The sequence below is a fragment of the Roseovarius spongiae genome (genome assembly GCF_003651245.1).
Classification (GTDB): domain Bacteria; phylum Pseudomonadota; class Alphaproteobacteria; order Rhodobacterales; family Rhodobacteraceae; genus Roseovarius; species Roseovarius spongiae.
In genome coordinates this window covers 21,689-37,930 of sequence record NZ_RAPE01000003.1, presented here as the reverse complement: position 1 = coordinate 37,930, position 16,242 = coordinate 21,689, and the positions used below count along the sequence as shown (strand labels likewise).

Below are 16,242 nucleotides of genomic sequence, written 5' to 3'. Positions count from 1 at the left end.
CGCGGCTGCGCCGCGCGCTGCTTTGGCGGGCTGTGTGGCGGGCGCAATACGTCCGGTCAGGCGGTGCGCGGGTGGTGATGGCGGGGCCGAGTATTTGGAGAACATTGAAACAGGTCTTTCAATGTTCCAAAAATACTCAATCCCCGTTCTCGCCCTCGCGCATCCGGTCGAGCGTGGCGCGGCAGGCGCGGTCGACGGCGGCGTGCAGCGCCACGGTGAAGAGCGCGAGCACGATGAGCGCCGCGAACATCAGGTCGGTCTTGGCCCGCCCGTTGGCCAGCAGCATCAGGTAGCCGAGGCCGCGTGACGCGCCGACCCATTCGCCGATGATCGCGCCGATCGGCGCATAGACAGCGGCGAGCCGAAGCCCCGAGGCAAAGCCCGGAAGCGCGGCGGGCACGCGGATGCGCCACATGATGCTGGCCGGGCGCGCGCCCATGATCCGCGCAATGTCGAGCCAGCCTTGCGGGGTGCGCATCAGCGCGTCGAAGAAGGCCGAGGTCACGGGGAAGTAGATGATGAGCAGCGCCATCGCGATTTTGGACCCCATGCCGTAGCCGAACCAGAGCGTGAGGATCGGCGCCAGCGCGAAGACCGGCACCGCCTGCACGAAGACCAGCATCGGGCGCACGAGGTTGCGCGCGACGGGAGAGGCGGCGAGCGCGATCGCCGTCGCGCCGCCGAAGACCGCGCCGAGGACGAGGCCCGCCAGCACCTCGGCGATCGTGATCCAGGCGTGTTCGGCGATAAGCGCCCGGCTGCTCCAGAGCGTTTCGGCCACGCGCAGCGGACCCGGTAGGATGAAGGGCGGCAGCCCGCCCAGCGTCACCACCGCCTGCCAGAGCGCCAGCGCCACCACCGAGGACGCGAGGATGGCGAGCGGCCGGGTCATGCCGCGCCCCGCAGGCGGGCGAGCAACGCGCCCTGCGCCGCGAGCGTGTCCGCGCCGTCCACCGCGCGGGGCGGCGCCTCCGGCGGCGCGGGATGTTCGGCCAGCCCGGTTTCTGAGAGAATGAGAATGCGCTGGCCGAGCCGCGCGGCCTCGGCCGGATCGTGGGTGACCATCAGCACGGTGCAGCCACGCAGCCGCGTGGCGGTCAGTTCCTGCATCTGCACGCGGGTGCGCGCGTCGAGCGCCGAGAAAGGTTCGTCGAGCAGCACCACGGGCCTGTCCTCCATCAGGGTCCGGGCCAGCGCGGCGCGTTGCCGCTGCCCGCCCGAGAGCGCGCCGGGGCGTTTCTGCGCATGCGCCGCGAGGCCGACGCCGGCGAGCACCTTATCCGCGCGGGCGGGATCGGGAGCGGCGCCGCGCAGCCGGTCGCCCAGCATGGCGTTCTGCGCCACGCTGAGCCAGGGCAGCAGCAGCGCGTCCTGCGCCATCATCGCTATTCGCCCGGCAAGCGGCGCGCCGTCGCTGGCGGCGATCGTCCCGTCGAGCGTGGCCTCGTCCGCGACCCCGGCGATCAGCCGCAGCAGCGTTGTCTTGCCCACCCCCGAGGGGCCAAGCAGGCAGGTCCATTCCGCGGCGGGCAGCTCGAACCGGATGCGCGGCAGCACCTGCGTCGCGCCGATGCTTGCCGCGCCGTCGAAGATGAGGCCGGGGGCGGGCGTGCCGGGCACGTTACTTGGCGCCCAGGTCGATGGCGAGCTCGGGGACCGGCCGGATCGCGTCGATCAGCCCGGCGTCGGCGAGGAATTCCTCGAATCCCGAGTAGCGCCCGGCGTCGAGTGCGGCGGGGCGCAGCGCGAAGCGCGGAATCGTGTCCACCCACGCGCGCGCATTGAGCGCGTCGTCGAGCTCGGTCGAAGTGGCGCGGAAGATGTCCCAGCTTTCGTCCGGGTGGTTGACGATATACTGCGTCGCCAGTTCGGTTGCGTGCAGGAAGCGGCGGATCGCGTCGTCGTTGCGGGTTTCGGAATTGGCGACGTAGATCAGTTCGTCATAGGGGGGCACGCCTTCCTCCTCGAGATAGAAACAGCGGCCCGGGCGGCCCTCGATCTCCATCTGGTTCAGTTCGAAGTTGCGATAGGCGCCGAGCACCGCGTCGACCTGCCCGGACATCACCGAGGGCGCGAGCGACCAGTTGACGTTGATGAGCTCGACGTCCCCAAGGCCGAATCCGTGGCGCGCGAAGATCGCCTTGAGCAGCGCCTCCTCGACCCCCGCGACGGAAAAGCCGATCTTGCGGCCCTCGAGGTCGGCGGCGGTTTCGATGGGTCCGTCCGCCAGCGTCAGCAGGCAGTTGAGCGGGCTGGCGATCAGCGTGCCCACCCGGATCAGCGGCAGCCCCTCGGCCACCTGGAGATGCAGTTGCGGCTGGTAGGACAGCGCAAGGTCGGCCTTGCCCGCGGCGACGGTCTTGGGCGGCGCGGTGGGATCGGCGGGCGCGATGATCTCGACCTCGAGATCCTGGTCGGCGAAAAAGCCGCGCTCCTCGGCGATGACCAGCGGGGCGTGGTTGGGGTTCACGTACCAGTCGAGGATCACCGTCAGCTTGTCCCGCGCGAGCGCGGGCGCGGCGGAAGCGAGGGCCAGGATGATGGCGAGGGCGAGGGCAGGGGTCTTCATCGGACGTCTCCCGAAAGTTGGCGTGAAGGGGTGGGACGACGGTCGCGCGTCCCGGCGGGCGAAGCTGCGCGGCGGGGTGCGGTGCGGCGGATATGGCATGTGCTCACGCGCATCGTCGTCTCCGTTAAGGGCGGCGGCGATGGGTGGAATGCGCAGGGCCGCGCGGTGCGGCCTGCATGCTCCGTTCCCTCCGCCGGCATTGCCCGGATCAGGTTCGGTGGGTTGGCGCATCGGCCTCTCAGCCCCCGGATCGAGAGCACCCCAACGGATACCGCACATCTAGCAACGCGCAGGCGCGGCGGCAAGCCCCGGACCCGTCGCCGCGATCCGCCCCACGCGAACGCGCCGGTTTCAACCGCTCAACCCATGCCGTAAACTGCGCGAAACGGCCACGAGGAGAGCCAGGATGAATGAACGGGGCGACGCCATGGGGCTGCGCGGCAGCCTGGCCCTGATCGGCGCGATCGCGGGGCTTGCGCTCTGGGCGCTGTTCGAGGTGATCCCGGAGGTGGTCGCCAACGCGCGGCTGGCGCTGTTCCTCGTGGCCGGCGGCGTGGCGTTCTTCGGCGTCCTGCTTGCGCTTGCGGGGCCTGTGCGGCTGATGCAGGCCGCGGCGGCCTCGGCCTTGCTGAGCCTTTGCGCCACGCTGCTGCTGCTCTGGGCAAGCCTGCGGTTTGACGCGACAGAGCGGTTTCTCGAGATTCCTCACCACGTCTTGGCCTTCGCCTGCATCCTGATGATCGCGACGCCGTTCATCGCCGCCGGGCTGATCGAGCGGGGCGGCTGGCGGCGCTACGCCCTCCTGTTCGACACCGCCTGGGAGATAGTCGTGCGCTACGCGGCGGCGGTGCTGTTCGTCGGGGTTGTCTGGGGGGTCGTCACGCTTTCGGACGCGCTGTTGCAGTTGGTCGGGATCGGGGCGATCGACTGGCTGCTTTCGGTCGATGTCGTGCCCTACCTGCTGAGCGGACTGGCCTTCGGCGTCGGGCTCGCCATCGTTCTGGAACTCGACGACTACGTTTCGCCCTTCCTCATCATCCAGTTGCTGCGCGTGCTCATACCGGTCGTGTTCGTGGTGCTGGCGATCTTCATCCTCGCGCTGCCGGTGCGCGGGCTTTCGGGGCTGTTCGGCGGGTTGTCGGCGGCAGCGACGTTGGCCGCGGTCAGCCTGGCGGCGATCACGCTGGTGACCACCGGCGTTCACCGCGAGGACGCGCGGGCGGTCGAGGGCTGGCTGATGCTCGGCGCGACGAAGGCGCTGACGCTGCTGGTCAGCGTGCCCGCGGTGCTGTCGGTCTACGCGGTTTGGCTGCGGATTGCGCAATACGGGCTGACGCCGGACCGGGTCGCGGCGCTGGTCGGGGCGCTGATCGTCGCGGTCTATGCGCTTGCCTATGCGGCGTCGATCCCGTTGCGCGACGACTGGACCGGGCGGGTGCGCGCGATGAACCGCTGGATGGCGCTGGCTACGATCGCGGTCGCCGCGCTCTGGCTCACCCCGGCGCTCAACGCCGAGCGCCTGTCGGCCGCAAGCCAGGTCGCCCGCGCCGAAGCGGGCGCGCCTTTGCGGCAACTGGCGCTTTACGAGATGGCGCAAGACTGGGGCCGCGCCGGGAAGCGCGGGCTGGAGCGGGTGCTGGCCCTTGCCGAACGCGAAGACAGTGACGCGGTGCGCGAGGCGGTCGCGGCGGCGCGGCGCGCGGAGACGAGATGGGATTACGATCACCGCAAGGCGAAGGGCGATTTCGCGCCGCTCGACCAGGTGGTGCCGGTCCTCCCCGCGGGAACGACGCTGCCGCCGGGCGCGTTCGGGCGCCTGAGGATGAATGACCGCGGCCTGATCCATGAGGCATGTCAGCGCCGGGTTCCGGGGGGCTATCCGGCCTGCGTGCTGTTCGTCGCGGATTTCGATCCGCTGCGCGCGAACCGGCAGGCGATCGGCTTTTTCGAGGTGGCGCCGGACCGCATGCGAGTCATGGCCTTCGAATTGCGCGACGGCGTTCTCGCCGCGCGCGGGAGCGTCACCGCGGCGGGCGAAGGCGGGCTGCCGAAGGTGGCGCCGTCGACGATCACGGATCTGCGCGAGGGCCGTTTCGCGATCACGCCCTACACGCGCAATGCGCTGGAAGTGGGGGGCTTGCGCCTCGTGCCGCAGGACTGACGGCCAGCGGATATTGAGGGAAAATTAAGCCTCGGCTGGCATGGTGCGCGTATCTGATGCGGAGGACGCCATGCACGGGCTCATCAACCGCGCCATCGAGCGGTTCGTTCGCGACACCTACGGACGCGACAGCTGGCGGCGCATCATTGGTCGCGCCGGGGTCGAACAATCCGAGTTCGAGGCGATGCTGACCTATGAAGAGGCGGTCACCTTCGACCTGCTCGCGGCCGCGCAGGAGGTTCTCGAACGTCCGACCGCCGAAATCCTCGAGGATATCGGCACCTATCTGGTGTCTCACCCGAACGTGGAGGCGCTTCGCCGATTGCTGCGCTTCGGCGGCGCCACGTTCGGCGACTTTCTGCATTCGCTGGACGACCTCCAGGCGCGCGCCCGTCTCGCGGTCTCCGACCTCGAGTTGCCGCAGCTGGAACTGCGCGAACACGCCAATGACAGCTTTACCCTGACCTGCCGGTTCCGGCGCGCCGGGTTCGGACATGTCGCGGTCGGGCTGCTGCGGGCGATGGCGGATGATTACGGCGCGCTGGTCCTGCTCGACCACAAGGGAGCGCGTGGCGGCGTGGAGCTCATCGGGATCCGCCTGCTCAGCATGGCGCACGCCAGCGGGCGGGAGTTCGATCTGGGCGCGAGGGCGGGATAGATGCCGAATGCCGCGCACCCGCTGGCCGCGGTGCTAGATACGTTGTGTCCGATGCATGCGCTGATCGACGCGACCGGTCATATCGTGCATGCCGGGCCGACGCTGCACAAGCTGTGCCCCGGTGGCATCGCGCCCTGGGCGCGGTTCACTGAACTGTTCGAGATGAAGCGCCCCCGCTGCGACAGTTCCATGAAGGCATTGCGCGCCCGTGGCGGGCAAAAGCTGCACCTGATCCTGCGTGGCGGGCCGCGCTGCGACCTCAAGGGCGTTCTCGCGCCGCTGCCCGAGGACGGGCCGATCCAGCCGGCGGGCGGGGCGATCGTCAACCTGTCGTTCGGCATCTCGGTCGTCGACGCGGTGCGCGATTTCGCGCTGACCAGCACCGATTTCGCGGCCACTGACCTCGCGATCGAGATGCTCTACCTCGTCGAGGCCAAGACCGCCGCGATGGAGGCGTCCCGCACGCTGAACCTGCGGCTCCAGGGCGCGATGATCGCCGCCGAGGAAAAGGCCTATACCGACGCGCTGACCGGGCTCAGGAACCGACGCGCCGCCGATTACCTGCTGGAACGGCTGCTCGAGAGGAAGCAGGATTTCGCGCTGATGCAGCTCGATCTCGATTTTTTCAAGGCGGTCAACGACACGATGGGCCACGCGGCGGGCGACCATGTACTGCGCGAGGTGGCCGCGATCATGATCGAGGAAACCCGCGCCGAGGATATGATCGCCCGCGTCGGGGGCGACGAATTCGTGCTCGTCTTCGCCCGGCTGACCGATCCGGGGCGGATGCATGATATCGCGACCCGGCTGATCGCGCGGCTGGAACAGCCGATTCGCTACGGTGAGGAATTGTGCCGCATCTCGGCCAGCGCCGGCTCGGTCCTGAGCTGTGATTACGCCCGCCCGACGCTTGCACGCATGCTCGAGGATGCGGATGCGGCCCTCTACGCGGCCAAGGCCGCGGGGCGGGGCAGGCATGTGCCCTTCGCCCCGCAAGCGCCGCCCGCTTCTGCGGACGGGGCGGCCCGCCGGCAGGGGTGAAATGGCGGCGTCGCGTATATCCGACTAAAACAATCGGATTGACATATCCGAGAGAATGACTCAGTTTTGCGCCGTGGTCCAGCCACCCCGAACCGGGATTCGGGGAAGCCCGACGGATGCAGACATGAGGACTTTCAGATGCACCAGACATGGCAGACCCCGGACAGACCGGCCCTCAGACCGGACGCCCCGGCATTCGCCCGGCTTGACAGGACCGAGGTCCTGCAGGCCGCGCTCGTCAGCGATTGCCGCGACGCCGAATGGATCATCGACCGCACCGCCGCACTGAACGAGCGCGACGCATGAGCGTTCATTCCCGTCCGCCGACGACATCGGCCCCGGCGGACGATGCGCCGACATTCGACGCGCGCGACCTCCTGTCGGGTGCGGATCGCGCGCGGATCGTGCTTGAGGATCAGGTCTATACCCTGCGGATCACCCGCGCGGGCAAGCTGATCCTGACGAAATGAGGGCCGCGCGACCGCATACCGGACACCAGCGAAGGACATGACCGAATGACACGCAATTTCCTGCTCACCACCGCGCTCGCCGCCCTGTCCGCCACCCCGCTGATGGCGGTTGAGCGGGCGGAGGTCGTCGATTCCTACGCCGATATCGCCGCCGCCAAGTACGAGGACAGCCTGATCGCCGCGCGCAACCTGGCCGACAAGGTGGACGCGCTGATCGCATCGCCCTCGGCCGAGGCGTTGCAGCACGCGCGCGCCGCATGGATCGAGGCGCGCGTGCCCTATCAGCAGACCGAGGTTTACCGCTTCGGCAACCCGATCGTCGACGACTGGGAAGGCAAGGTGAACGCCTGGCCGCTCGACGAGGGGCTGATCGACTATGTCGACGCCGCCTATGGCGGCGCCAGCGTCGAGAACGACCTCGCCGCGCTCAACGTCGTGGCGAACCCGCATTTCACCCTGTCGGGACAGGAGATCGACGCGAGCGAGATCACGCCCGAACTGCTTTCGGACACGCTGCACGAGGCCGACGGGATCGAGGCCAACGTCGCCACCGGCTATCACGCGATCGAATTCCTGCTCTGGGGCCAGGACCTCAGCGGCACGCAGTCCGGCGCGGGTGAGAGGCCCTGGACCGATTACGCCAAGGGAGACGCCTGCACGCATGACAATTGCGACCGCCGCGGCGAATACCTCGCGGCGGCTGCCGATCTGCTGGTGTCGGATCTCGAATGGATGGCCGCGCAATGGGCCGAGGGAGGCGCCGCCCGCGCCGCGGTGACGGAAAACCCGGACGCCGGAATCGCCATGATGCTGACCGGCATGGGCTCGCTTTCCTATGGCGAACAGGCGGGCGAGCGGATGCGCCTTGGCCTGATGCTCAACGACCCCGAGGAAGAGCATGACTGCTTTTCCGACAACACCCATAACAGCCACTATTACGACGGGCTGGGCGTGCAGAATACCTATCTCGGCGAATACGTGCGCCGCGACGGCACGCTCATTTCCGGCCCGTCGCTGTCGGACCTCGTGGCCGAGACGGACCCGGCGCTCGACGACGAGATGCGCGCGAAGCTGGCGCACACGATGTTCGCGCTGGCCCGGATCAAGACTGCGGCCGAGGCCGGTTTCGCCTATGACCAGATGCTCGCGCGCGGCGACGCCGGCGGAGAGGCTCTCATCATGGGCGGGGTTGACGCGCTGATCGATCAAACCCGCACGATCGAGCGCGTGGTGAGCACGCTCGGCGGCGACCGGATCGCCTTCGAGGGTTCCGACAGCCTCGATAACCCCGGCGCCGTCTTTCAGTAAGGCCGCGTCAATGTCCACGCATTCGAAGGGTGCGCCATGATCGTCTGCCACTGCACGGGTATAACCGACCGCGAAATCGATGCGGCGATCGACTGGATGCGCGCCGCCGATGACAAGGCGTTGATCACGCCGAACAAGGTGTATCGCGCGCTCGGGAAGTCGGCGGAATGCGGTGGCTGTATGCCGCTTTTTCTGGCAACCATGCGTCGAAACGATAACATGGAGGTTCCCATGACACTTCGCGGCCTCGGGCCCGGACCAGAACAGGAGACCTCGACATGCAGGGCGACGGCAAAGTCATCGAATATCTGAACAGCGCACTTCGCAGCGAACTGACGGCGGTAAGCCAGTATTGGCTGCACTACCGTCTGCAAGAGGATTGGGGCCTTGGCCACATGGCCGCCAAGAGCCGCGAGGAAAGCATCGAGGAGATGCACCATGCCGACAAGCTGATCGCGCGCATCCTTTTCCTCGGGGGGCATCCGAACCTGCAAAAGCTCGACCCGCTGCGCATTGGCGAGACTCCGAAGGAGACGCTCGACTGCGATCTCGCCGCCGAGCACGAGGCGCGCGAACTTTATGCCGAGGCGCGCAAGCATTGCGAAAGCGTCGGCGACTTCGTGAGCAAGAACCTCTTCGAGGAGTTGATGGCCGATGAGGAGGGACATATCGATTTCCTCGAAACGCAGCTCGACCTGGTGGAGAAACTTGGCGAAGAGAAATATGCCCAGCTCAATGCCTCCAAGATGGACGAGGCGGAGTAGCCTCATCCTCGCCGCGGCAGGGGGGATCGCCTCTGCCGCGCTCGCCGGCCCGCTGGACGAGCCGCATCTTCAGATCGTGCCGCGCACCAAGGCCGAGGCGGCGCGCATCGCAAATGTCACCGCCCCACCCCGGAGTTTCGACGCCCCCCAGCCGTTCGAGGACATGTCAGCCGGCGCCGCGACGGTGCGCGCGCGCAAGGATGCCGATGCGTTCTCGCTGCCCTCGGGAAACGTCTCGTTCGAGGACGAGCTGAAGTTCAAGATGGGCAACGGGCTTTTCCGCAAGGTCTGGGTGTCTTCCCCGTCCTCGACGCTGGCGTCGGACGGGCTCGGGCCGCTTTACAACGCGCGCTCGTGCCAGCGGTGCCACCTGAAGGACGGGCGCGGCCACCCGCCTGAGGGGCCGGATGACGACGCGGTGTCGATGTTCCTCCGCATCTCGATCCCGGACGAGGCGGCAGGCGTAGAAGGGATCGAGGATTACCTCGGCACCGCGCCCGACCCGATCTACGGCACGCAGTTGCAGGATTATGCGCTGCCCGGCATCCCGGCGGAATACCGGCTCGATGTAACCTACGCGGAAGAGGAGATCGCGCTTTCGGGTGGCGAAGTCGCGCACTTGCGCGCGCCGACCTACCGCGCCGCCGATCTCGGCTACGGCCCGCTGCACCCGCAGGCGATGCTGAGTCCGCGCGTCGCGCCGCAGATGATCGGCCTCGGTCTGCTCGAGGCGATCCCGGCGACGGATATCCTCGCGCTCGCCGATCCGGACGACGCCGACGGCGACGGCGTATCGGGGCGCGCGAACCTCGTCTGGTCGGCGGAGTTCGATCAGGTCATGCTCGGCCGGTTCGGTCTCAAGGCTGGCGTGTCCACGGTGCACGAGCAGGCGGCGGGCGCCTTCGCCGGCGATATCGGCATTTCCAACCCGCTCTTCGCTGACCCGTTCGGGGAATGCACGACCATCCAGGACGCCTGCCAGCACGCGCCGCATGGCGACGGCGACGCGCGCGTCTACGAGATCGATCAGGAAGGGCTCGACCTCGTGACCTTCTACAGCCGCAACCTCGGCGTGCCGGCGCGGCGCGAAACGGGAGCGCCGCAGGTGCTGCGCGGCAAGCAGGTGTTTCACCAGACCGGCTGCGCCGCCTGCCATAATCCCAGCTTCGTCACTCACCGGCTGAGGGACCAGCCCGAGCAGAGCTTTCAATTGATCTGGCCCTATACCGACATGCTCTTGCACGACATGGGCGAGGGGTTGGCCGATCACCGCCCCGAGGCGCGCGCGACAGGGCGCGAATGGCGCACCGCGCCGCTCTGGGGGATCGGTTTGACGAAACAGGTCAGCGGACATACCTTTTTCCTGCATGACGGGCGCGCGCGCTCGCTGCTCGAGGCGATCCTGTGGCATGGCGGCGAAGCCAAGCGCGCCCGCGATGCGGTGATCGACATGCCGCCCGGGGACCGCGCCGCGCTGATCGCCTTTCTGGAGAGCCTATGAAACATCTCCTTCTCGCCGCGCTGATCGCGCTCGCCCCGCTGCCTGCGGCCGCGCAGGAGGACAGGCAGGAGATCGTCGACGACGTGGTGCAGAACCACGTGCTGCCCCGGTTCGAGACGCTCGCGGCGCAGGCGCAGAACCTCGCGCAGACGGCGCAGGCGGATTGCAAGGCGGACTCGCCGGTGCTGCGCGCAGCCTATGGCGATGCGTTCGACGCCTGGGTTGCCGCCAGCCATCTGCGCCTCGGCCCGACGGAGGTCGATGACCGCGCCTTCGCGCTCGCCTTCTGGCCCGACAGCCGGGGCGTGACGCCGCGGGTGCTGGCGGGTTTGATCGAGGAAGAAGACCCGATCGCGTTTTCGCCCGAGGATTACGCCGATGTCTCGATCGCGGCGCGCGGCTTCTACGCGCTGGAATTCCTGCTTTATGACGAGCGGATCAGCAGCTTGGGCGCGTCCGGCTATCGCTGCGCGCTGGTCCGCACGGTAAGCGGCGATATCGCAAATCTCTCCGCCGCGATCCTGCGCGGCTGGCGCGAAGGTTACGCCGAGACGATGACGCACCCCGCGCCGGATGGCGCCTACCGCGACACCGGCGAGGCGCTGAAGGCGTTGTTCCAGACGCTGACCACGGGGCTGGAATTCACCATCGACCTGCGGTTGGGCCGTCCGCTCGGCACGTTCGATCACCCCCGGCCCAAGCGGGCCGAGGCCTGGCGCTCGGGGCGCTCGGCGCGGCACGTGATGCTGTCGCTTGCGACCCTTGGCGACCTCGCCGGGCGGCTGGCGGCGGATGCGCCCGCCTTGCACATGGAGCTTGACGCGGCGGTCGCGCGGGCGGCGGGGCGGTTGGCCGATCTCGACGATCCGATCTTCGCAGGCGTGTCCGATCCCGAAAGCCGCATCCGCATCGAGGCGCTTCAGCAGATGGTGATCGACATCCGCGAGATGGTGCGCAAGGATCTCGGCCCCGATCTGGGCGTGAGCGCGGGCTTCAACGCGTTGGACGGAGACTGACATGACCGGATGGACACCCGGGCGGCGCGGATTCCTTGCCGGGATGCTGGCCACGGGGCTTGCGCCGCGCGCGACATGGGCGGACGCGGGCGCGCCGGCCTTTCTCGGGGCCGCCGCCGATGCGGCGGGCGGCTATGCGCTCTGCGGCATCGGGTCCGCGCTCGACATCGCGTTCCGCATCCCGCTGCCGGGCCGGGGTCACGCGGCGGCCACGCATCCCGACCGTCCGCTGGCTGTCGCCTTCGCCCGCCGGCCCGGAGCCTTCGCGCTGGTGATCGACTGCGCGGCGGGGCGCGAGGTGGCGCGGCTCAGCGCGCCGGAGGGACGGCATTTCTACGGACATGGCGCGTTCTCGAGCGACGGCCGCTGGCTCTACACGACCGAGAACGTTTACGACGCGGGGCGCGGACAGATCGGCGTCTGGGACGCCGAGGGCGGTTTCGCGCGCGCGGATGAATTCGACAGCGGCGGCGTCGGTCCGCATGACATCCGCCGTCTTCCCGGGCGCGAAACGCTCGTCGTCGCCAATGGCGGGATCGAGACCCACCCGGCGAGCGGGCGCGCCAAGCTCAACATCCCGTTCATGCGCCCCAACCTCAGCTACATCGAGGACGGCCAGGTGATCGAGACGATCGAGCCCGCGCCCGAACACCACAAGAACTCGATCCGCCACCTCGCGGTTGCGGGCGATGGCCGCGTGGCCTTCGGTGCGCAATGGCAGGGCGCGGCCGCGCAGGCGCCGCTGGTCGGCTTTCACACGCGCGGGCAGGCGATCGAGATGGCCGAACCGCCTGCCGATGCGCTGCGCGCGATGCGGGACTACGTTGGCAGCATCGCGTTCTCTCCCGATGGCGCGCAGGTGGTGGCGACCTCTCCGCGCGGCGGCGTGGTGCAGGTCTATGACGCGCGCGCGCGCCGCCTGTCCGGCGCGCTGCCCCTGCGCGACGTGAGCGGAGTCGCGGCATCGGGCGGGGCGCTTGTGGTGTCTTCGGGGACCGGGCTCTTGCGGCGGCTGGACGACGGGGCCGAACGCGCGGCCGAGGGGCTGCGCTGGGACAACCACCTCGTCGCGCTCTGAGGGATTGCGGCGGCGCGCGCGCTCGCGCAATCTGGAGATGACGAGCAGGCAAGGGAGGAACGACGATGGCGCAACAGGCCGACCTGGTCATCCTGAACGGCAGGGTGCTGACGATGGAAGACCACGCGCCCCGCGCCGAAGCGGTGGCGCTGGCGGGGGGCGTGATCCTCGCCGTGGGCGGCACGGAGGAAATCCGCGCGCTGGCCAGGCAGGGCGCGCGGGTGATCGACGCGAGCGGCGCGACAGTGCTGCCCGGCTTCATCGACAGCCACGTTCACCTCTTTCAGGGGGCGGCCGCGCTCGACTTCATGGCGATGGAGGGGGTCGCGGGGCGCGACGCGCTGACCCGCACCATCCGCGCCTATGCCGACGCCAACCCGGACGAGCCGCTGATCCTCGGGATGGGCACGGACTATGGCGTCCTGGACGGGAAAGAACCCACGCGCCACGACCTCGACGCGATCCTCTCCGACAGACCCGTGGCGCTGCTGGCGCCGGACATCCACACGCTCTGGGCCAATACGATGGCGCTCGACCGGGCGGGGCTGCTGCACGGGGCGGAGGTGCCCGAGGGCAGCACCATCGTCATGGGCGAGGACGGGATGGCGACGGGTCTTCTGCTTGAGACGGGGGCGTTCGGGCCGGTGCTCAGGCTCAGCCGCACGGGCGGGCGCGACATGCTGGGCTATGTCACCGGCGCCGATCCCGACCCGCCCGCGACGATGGCCGAACGCGCCGCCGACCGCGCGCTGATCGCTCGCGGGCTGAAACACGCCGCGTCCAGGGGTGTGACGACCATGCACAACATGGACGGGAATTTCTACCAGCTCGACCTCCTGAACGAGCTGGACACGGCGGGCGAACTGGCCTGCCGGATGCAGGTGCCGTTCCATCTGAAGAATTTCGACCCGCTCGACCGGCTGGAGGAGGCGGGCGAGATGGCGCGCCATTACACCGGCGACTGGGTCTGGTCCGGCGCGGTCAAGATGTTCATGGACGGGGTGATCGACGCCCGGACCGCGCTGATGCTGCGCGGCTATCCAAACGCGCCCGAGCGCACCGGCGACGCGGTGTTCGAGCCCGAGCATTTCAACGAGGCGTGCCGCAGGATCGACGCGATGGGGTTGCAGATCTGCGTGCATTCCATCGGCGATCTGGCGACGCGCCGCACGCTCGATGGCTACGCGGCCGCGCGCGCAGCCAACGGCGCGCGCGACAGCCGCCATCGGATCGAACATATCGAGGTGATCGCGCCCGAGGACATCCCGCGCATCGCTGAACTGGGCGCGGTGGCCTCGATGCAGCCGCTTCATTGCCCGCTCGGCGGGCATTTTCCGCTGATCCCGCAGGGCACGATCCTGCATGACGACCAGTATCCCTACGCCTTCGCATGGCAGCGCATCCGCGACAGCGGCGCGCCGCTGGTGTTCTCGACCGATTGGCCGGTCGTGCCGGTGGATCCGATGCGCTCTGTCCAGGCCGCGGTTGCGCCGCTGGTCCCCGGCGCGCCCTGGGACGTGCGGCCGCAATCCCTGCTCGAGACCCTGGCGAGCTATACGCGCATGGGGGCCTGGGCGTCCTTCCGCGAGGGACGGATGGGGCAGCTCGTCGCCGGGCAACTGGGCGACGTGGTGGTGATGGACCGCGATATCGAGGCGATGGAGCCTTCCGCGCTCGGCGCCGCCAAGCCGGCGGTGACGATCTGCGGCGGGCAGGTGACCTTCGGCGGCTGAGGGGCCAAGGCTCTTCGAAGAGCCTTGGCAATTCTCTTCGGGAAGGAGAATTGGCGCGCGTCAGGAAGCGCGGGCGAACAGGAAAAGATTGTTGGCCGGCATTACCACCCGATCTTCCACATCGAGACCAAGCGCGCGCAAATGCTCGGCGACCGCCTCGGCATCCTTGTAGCCGATCATCGGGTCGCTCGCGCGCAGACTGGCATGGAACCGCGCGTCGCCCTCCGAGGTCGTGCCGCCGCCGCGCAGGAACGGGCCGTAAATCGCCAGCAGCCCGCCCGGCGCGAGGGCGGCGCGCGCCTCGGTGAGCAGGGTGGCGGCCTCGGCGTCGGAGATCAGGTGCAACAGGTTTACCAGCAGCACGAGATCCTGCCCGCCATGCGCCGCGCCCCAGCCCGGCGCGGTCGCGTCAAGCGCGATGGCGGGCGCGACATTCGCGAGGGCGGCGGCGCGCGCGTAGGCGTCGATGCTGGCGCGGCGGGTGGGGTCCGGTTCGCTCGGGCGCCAGCGCCAGCCGGGCAGCGCGGCGGCGAAATGCGCCGCGTGCTGGCCGGTCCCGGCGGCGAGTTCGAGCGCGCGGCCCTGCGCCGGCAGCCGGTCCGCCAGGACGGCGAGGATCGCCCCGGCGTTGCGCGCAGCCGAGGGCGCGAAAAGCCTGCCATCCCCCGAATCCTGCGCGATCGACGCGGTGGGCGGCAGGCGGCGCTGGGTCATATCAGCGCGCGCAGCCGGGCCGCCGCCTGCGCGATCTCGTCCTCGGTGTTGTAGTAGTGCGGCGCCATGCGCAGGAGCGTCGGCAGGCCGCGGCGTTCGGCGTCGAGGCGCGTGCTCTCCGGGTCGGACGCGCCGATGGTGAAGCCCGCGGCGCGCATGCCCTTCACGATTCGGGCCGGGTCCGTCCCCTCGATCGAGAAGCTGACGATCCCCGAGGGCCGCGCACCGAGATCGCGCAGCCGGATGCGTCCGTCCCGCGCCAGCGCCTCGCGGCAGAGACCCGCCAGCCCGCGCACACGCGCCTCGATCGCGTCGATGCCAATCGCGTCGGCATAGTCCATCGCCGCCTTCAACCCGGCGCGCAGGGCATAGGAATTCTCCCAGGTCTCGAAGCGGCGCGCGTCAGGGCGCAGTTCGTAGGCGTCGCGCGTCACCCATGGCGCGCCGAAATGGTCGATCATCGCCGGGTGCAGCCGGTCGAGCCACGCATCGCGCACGTAGAGAAATCCGGTCCCGCGCGGCCCGCGCAGGAACTTGCGCCCGGTAGCGGACAGGAAATCGCAGCCCAACGCCTTCACGTCGATGCGCATCTGCCCGGCCGCTTGGCAGGCGTCGAGCAGGTAGGGCGCGCCATGCGCCCGCGCGATGCGCCCGACCTCGGCGGCGGGATTGACCAGCCCGCCATTGGTCGGGACCCAGGTGACCGCGATCAGCCCCACGTCATCGCCCATCGCCGCGTCGAGCGCGGCGACGTCCAGCGCGCCGGCGGCGTCCGAGGGGATCACCTCGATCCGCAGCCCGTCGCGCTCCGCCCGGTGGAGCATGGCGACGTAGTTGGCGGCGTATTCCGCTTCGCAGGTGAGGATGCGCGCGCCGCGCTCGATGGGCAGCGCGTAGAAAGCGTGGCACCATGCGACGGTCGCGTTCTCCACTATGGCGATCTCCTGCGCCGCCGCGTTGATGTGGCGCGCCACGGCGGGGTAGAGCGCGTCGAGCGCCTCGGCGGCCTCGGCGTGGGCTTCGTAGCCGCCGATCTCGGCCTCGCGCCTTGTGTGGTCCACCACCGCGTCGATCACCGGCCGCGGCATCAGCGCAGAGCCCGCGGCGAGCAGATGCGCCCCATGCGCCAGCCCCGGCGTGTCGGCGCGGATCAGGTCGATATCCATGCGCTCGCTCCTCCTTCAATGGAAAAGGCCCCGCGCGGGCGGGGCCTCCGGTCCTTGCGGCCC

General features: G+C 69.3%; 17 protein-coding genes and 1 riboswitch. Of the genes, 12 read left to right on the top strand and 5 right to left on the bottom strand.

Annotated elements, in window-relative coordinates:
* Nucleotides 1-136 precede the first annotated feature (136 nt).
* Genes D6850_RS11415 through D6850_RS11405 form a run of 3 tightly spaced genes read right to left on the bottom strand, consistent with a single transcriptional unit; the run spans nt 137 to nt 2,569 of the window.
* Nucleotides 137-892: an ABC transporter permease gene (locus D6850_RS11415; RefSeq protein WP_121167023.1), complete on the bottom strand. Its 756-nt coding sequence runs from the start codon at nt 890-892 to the stop codon at nt 137-139.
* A complete protein-coding gene (locus D6850_RS11410; protein ID WP_425452383.1) occupies nt 889-1,620 on the bottom strand; it encodes an ABC transporter ATP-binding protein in 732 nt (243 codons plus the stop codon). Before D6850_RS11410 ends, D6850_RS11415 begins: the two co-directional genes overlap by 4 nt.
* Nucleotide 1,621: 1 nt before the next feature.
* Nucleotides 1,622-2,569: an ABC transporter substrate-binding protein gene (locus D6850_RS11405; RefSeq protein WP_121167021.1), complete on the bottom strand. Its 948-nt coding sequence runs from the start codon at nt 2,567-2,569 to the stop codon at nt 1,622-1,624.
* A gap of 168 nt (nt 2,570-2,737) precedes the next feature.
* A riboswitch (TPP riboswitch) is annotated at nt 2,738-2,843 on the bottom strand.
* A gap of 132 nt (nt 2,844-2,975) precedes the next feature.
* Between D6850_RS11405 and D6850_RS11400 the strand changes: the two genes are divergently transcribed.
* The 12 genes from D6850_RS11400 to D6850_RS11350 all read left to right on the top strand — a co-directional run bounded on the left by D6850_RS11400 (nt 2,976) and on the right by D6850_RS11350 (nt 14,299).
* Nucleotides 2,976-4,730: a DUF4153 domain-containing protein gene (locus D6850_RS11400; protein ID WP_121167019.1), complete on the top strand. Its 1,755-nt coding sequence runs from the start codon at nt 2,976-2,978 to the stop codon at nt 4,728-4,730.
* A gap of 70 nt (nt 4,731-4,800) precedes the next feature.
* Entirely contained in the window at nt 4,801-5,388 is a 588-nt protein-coding gene (locus D6850_RS11395) for a heme NO-binding domain-containing protein (protein ID WP_121167811.1), read from the top strand.
* Nucleotides 5,389-6,429, top strand: coding sequence for a GGDEF domain-containing protein (locus D6850_RS11390; protein WP_121167017.1), 1,041 nt, complete (start codon nt 5,389-5,391; stop codon nt 6,427-6,429).
* Between the two features lie 138 nt (nt 6,430-6,567).
* On the top strand, nt 6,568-6,735 hold the full coding sequence (locus D6850_RS19500; RefSeq protein ID WP_166434055.1) for a hypothetical protein: 168 nt from the start codon (nt 6,568-6,570) through the stop codon (nt 6,733-6,735).
* The gene (gene hemP / locus D6850_RS11385) at nt 6,732-6,899 is read left to right on the top strand and encodes a hemin uptake protein HemP (RefSeq protein ID WP_121167016.1); all 168 of its coding nucleotides are present in this window, start codon (nt 6,732-6,734) and stop codon (nt 6,897-6,899) included. The genes D6850_RS19500 and hemP overlap by 4 nt, the downstream gene beginning before the upstream one ends.
* A gap of 45 nt (nt 6,900-6,944) precedes the next feature.
* Nucleotides 6,945-8,207 carry an imelysin family protein gene (locus D6850_RS11380; protein WP_121167014.1) on the top strand — a complete coding sequence of 421 codons (1,263 nt, stop codon included), beginning with the start codon at nt 6,945-6,947 and terminating at the stop codon, nt 8,205-8,207.
* Between the two features lie 36 nt (nt 8,208-8,243).
* Nucleotides 8,244-8,519: a (2Fe-2S)-binding protein gene (locus D6850_RS11375; protein ID WP_121167012.1), complete on the top strand. Its 276-nt coding sequence runs from the start codon at nt 8,244-8,246 to the stop codon at nt 8,517-8,519.
* A complete protein-coding gene (bfr, locus tag D6850_RS11370; protein ID WP_121167010.1) occupies nt 8,486-8,971 on the top strand; it encodes a bacterioferritin in 486 nt (161 codons plus the stop codon). The genes D6850_RS11375 and bfr overlap by 34 nt, the downstream gene beginning before the upstream one ends.
* Nucleotides 8,943-10,472 (top strand): di-heme oxidoreductase family protein, encoded by a 1,530-nt coding sequence (locus tag D6850_RS11365; protein ID WP_121167008.1) that lies wholly within the window; start codon nt 8,943-8,945, stop codon nt 10,470-10,472. The genes bfr and D6850_RS11365 overlap by 29 nt, the downstream gene beginning before the upstream one ends.
* On the top strand, nt 10,469-11,488 hold the full coding sequence (locus D6850_RS11360; RefSeq protein ID WP_121167006.1) for an imelysin family protein: 1,020 nt from the start codon (nt 10,469-10,471) through the stop codon (nt 11,486-11,488). Before D6850_RS11365 ends, D6850_RS11360 begins: the two co-directional genes overlap by 4 nt.
* A 1-nt stretch (nt 11,489) precedes the next feature.
* Nucleotides 11,490-12,566 (top strand): DUF1513 domain-containing protein, encoded by a 1,077-nt coding sequence (locus D6850_RS11355; protein ID WP_121167004.1) that lies wholly within the window; start codon nt 11,490-11,492, stop codon nt 12,564-12,566.
* A gap of 65 nt (nt 12,567-12,631) precedes the next feature.
* Nucleotides 12,632-14,299: an amidohydrolase gene (locus D6850_RS11350; protein ID WP_121167002.1), complete on the top strand. Its 1,668-nt coding sequence runs from the start codon at nt 12,632-12,634 to the stop codon at nt 14,297-14,299.
* Between the two features lie 60 nt (nt 14,300-14,359).
* On the opposite strand, the gene D6850_RS11345 is transcribed toward D6850_RS11350, so the two are convergent.
* The gene (locus D6850_RS11345) at nt 14,360-15,013 is read right to left on the bottom strand and encodes a DUF938 domain-containing protein (RefSeq protein ID WP_121167000.1); all 654 of its coding nucleotides are present in this window, start codon (nt 15,011-15,013) and stop codon (nt 14,360-14,362) included.
* Entirely contained in the window at nt 15,010-16,179 is a 1,170-nt protein-coding gene (locus D6850_RS11340) for an aminotransferase class V-fold PLP-dependent enzyme (RefSeq protein WP_121166998.1), read from the bottom strand. Before D6850_RS11340 ends, D6850_RS11345 begins: the two co-directional genes overlap by 4 nt.
* Between the last annotated feature and the right edge of the window lie 63 nt (nt 16,180-16,242).

Bases quoted from the DNA above. Each gene is read 5' to 3' on its own strand.
- D6850_RS11355 (WP_121167004.1), top strand. From the start codon at position 11,490: ATGACCGGATGGACACCCGGGCGGCGCGGATTCCTTGCCGGGATGCTG.
- D6850_RS11405 (WP_121167021.1), bottom strand. From the start codon at position 2,569: ATGAAGACCCCTGCCCTCGCCCTCGCCATCATCCTGGCCCTCGCTTCC.
- D6850_RS11340 (WP_121166998.1), bottom strand. From the start codon at position 16,179: ATGGATATCGACCTGATCCGCGCCGACACGCCGGGGCTGGCGCATGGG.
- hemP (WP_121167016.1), top strand. From the start codon at position 6,732: ATGAGCGTTCATTCCCGTCCGCCGACGACATCGGCCCCGGCGGACGAT.
- D6850_RS11360 (WP_121167006.1), top strand. From the start codon at position 10,469: ATGAAACATCTCCTTCTCGCCGCGCTGATCGCGCTCGCCCCGCTGCCT.
- D6850_RS11375 (WP_121167012.1), top strand. From the start codon at position 8,244: ATGATCGTCTGCCACTGCACGGGTATAACCGACCGCGAAATCGATGCG.
- D6850_RS19500 (WP_166434055.1), top strand. From the start codon at position 6,568: ATGCACCAGACATGGCAGACCCCGGACAGACCGGCCCTCAGACCGGAC.
- D6850_RS11365 (WP_121167008.1), top strand. From the start codon at position 8,943: ATGCCTCCAAGATGGACGAGGCGGAGTAGCCTCATCCTCGCCGCGGCA.
- D6850_RS11345 (WP_121167000.1), bottom strand. From the start codon at position 15,013: ATGACCCAGCGCCGCCTGCCGCCCACCGCGTCGATCGCGCAGGATTCG.
- D6850_RS11390 (WP_121167017.1), top strand. From the start codon at position 5,389: ATGCCGAATGCCGCGCACCCGCTGGCCGCGGTGCTAGATACGTTGTGT.
- D6850_RS11400 (WP_121167019.1), top strand. From the start codon at position 2,976: ATGAATGAACGGGGCGACGCCATGGGGCTGCGCGGCAGCCTGGCCCTG.
- bfr (WP_121167010.1), top strand. From the start codon at position 8,486: ATGCAGGGCGACGGCAAAGTCATCGAATATCTGAACAGCGCACTTCGC.
- D6850_RS11415 (WP_121167023.1), bottom strand. From the start codon at position 892: ATGACCCGGCCGCTCGCCATCCTCGCGTCCTCGGTGGTGGCGCTGGCG.
- D6850_RS11395 (WP_121167811.1), top strand. From the start codon at position 4,801: ATGCACGGGCTCATCAACCGCGCCATCGAGCGGTTCGTTCGCGACACC.
- D6850_RS11380 (WP_121167014.1), top strand. From the start codon at position 6,945: ATGACACGCAATTTCCTGCTCACCACCGCGCTCGCCGCCCTGTCCGCC.
- D6850_RS11350 (WP_121167002.1), top strand. From the start codon at position 12,632: ATGGCGCAACAGGCCGACCTGGTCATCCTGAACGGCAGGGTGCTGACG.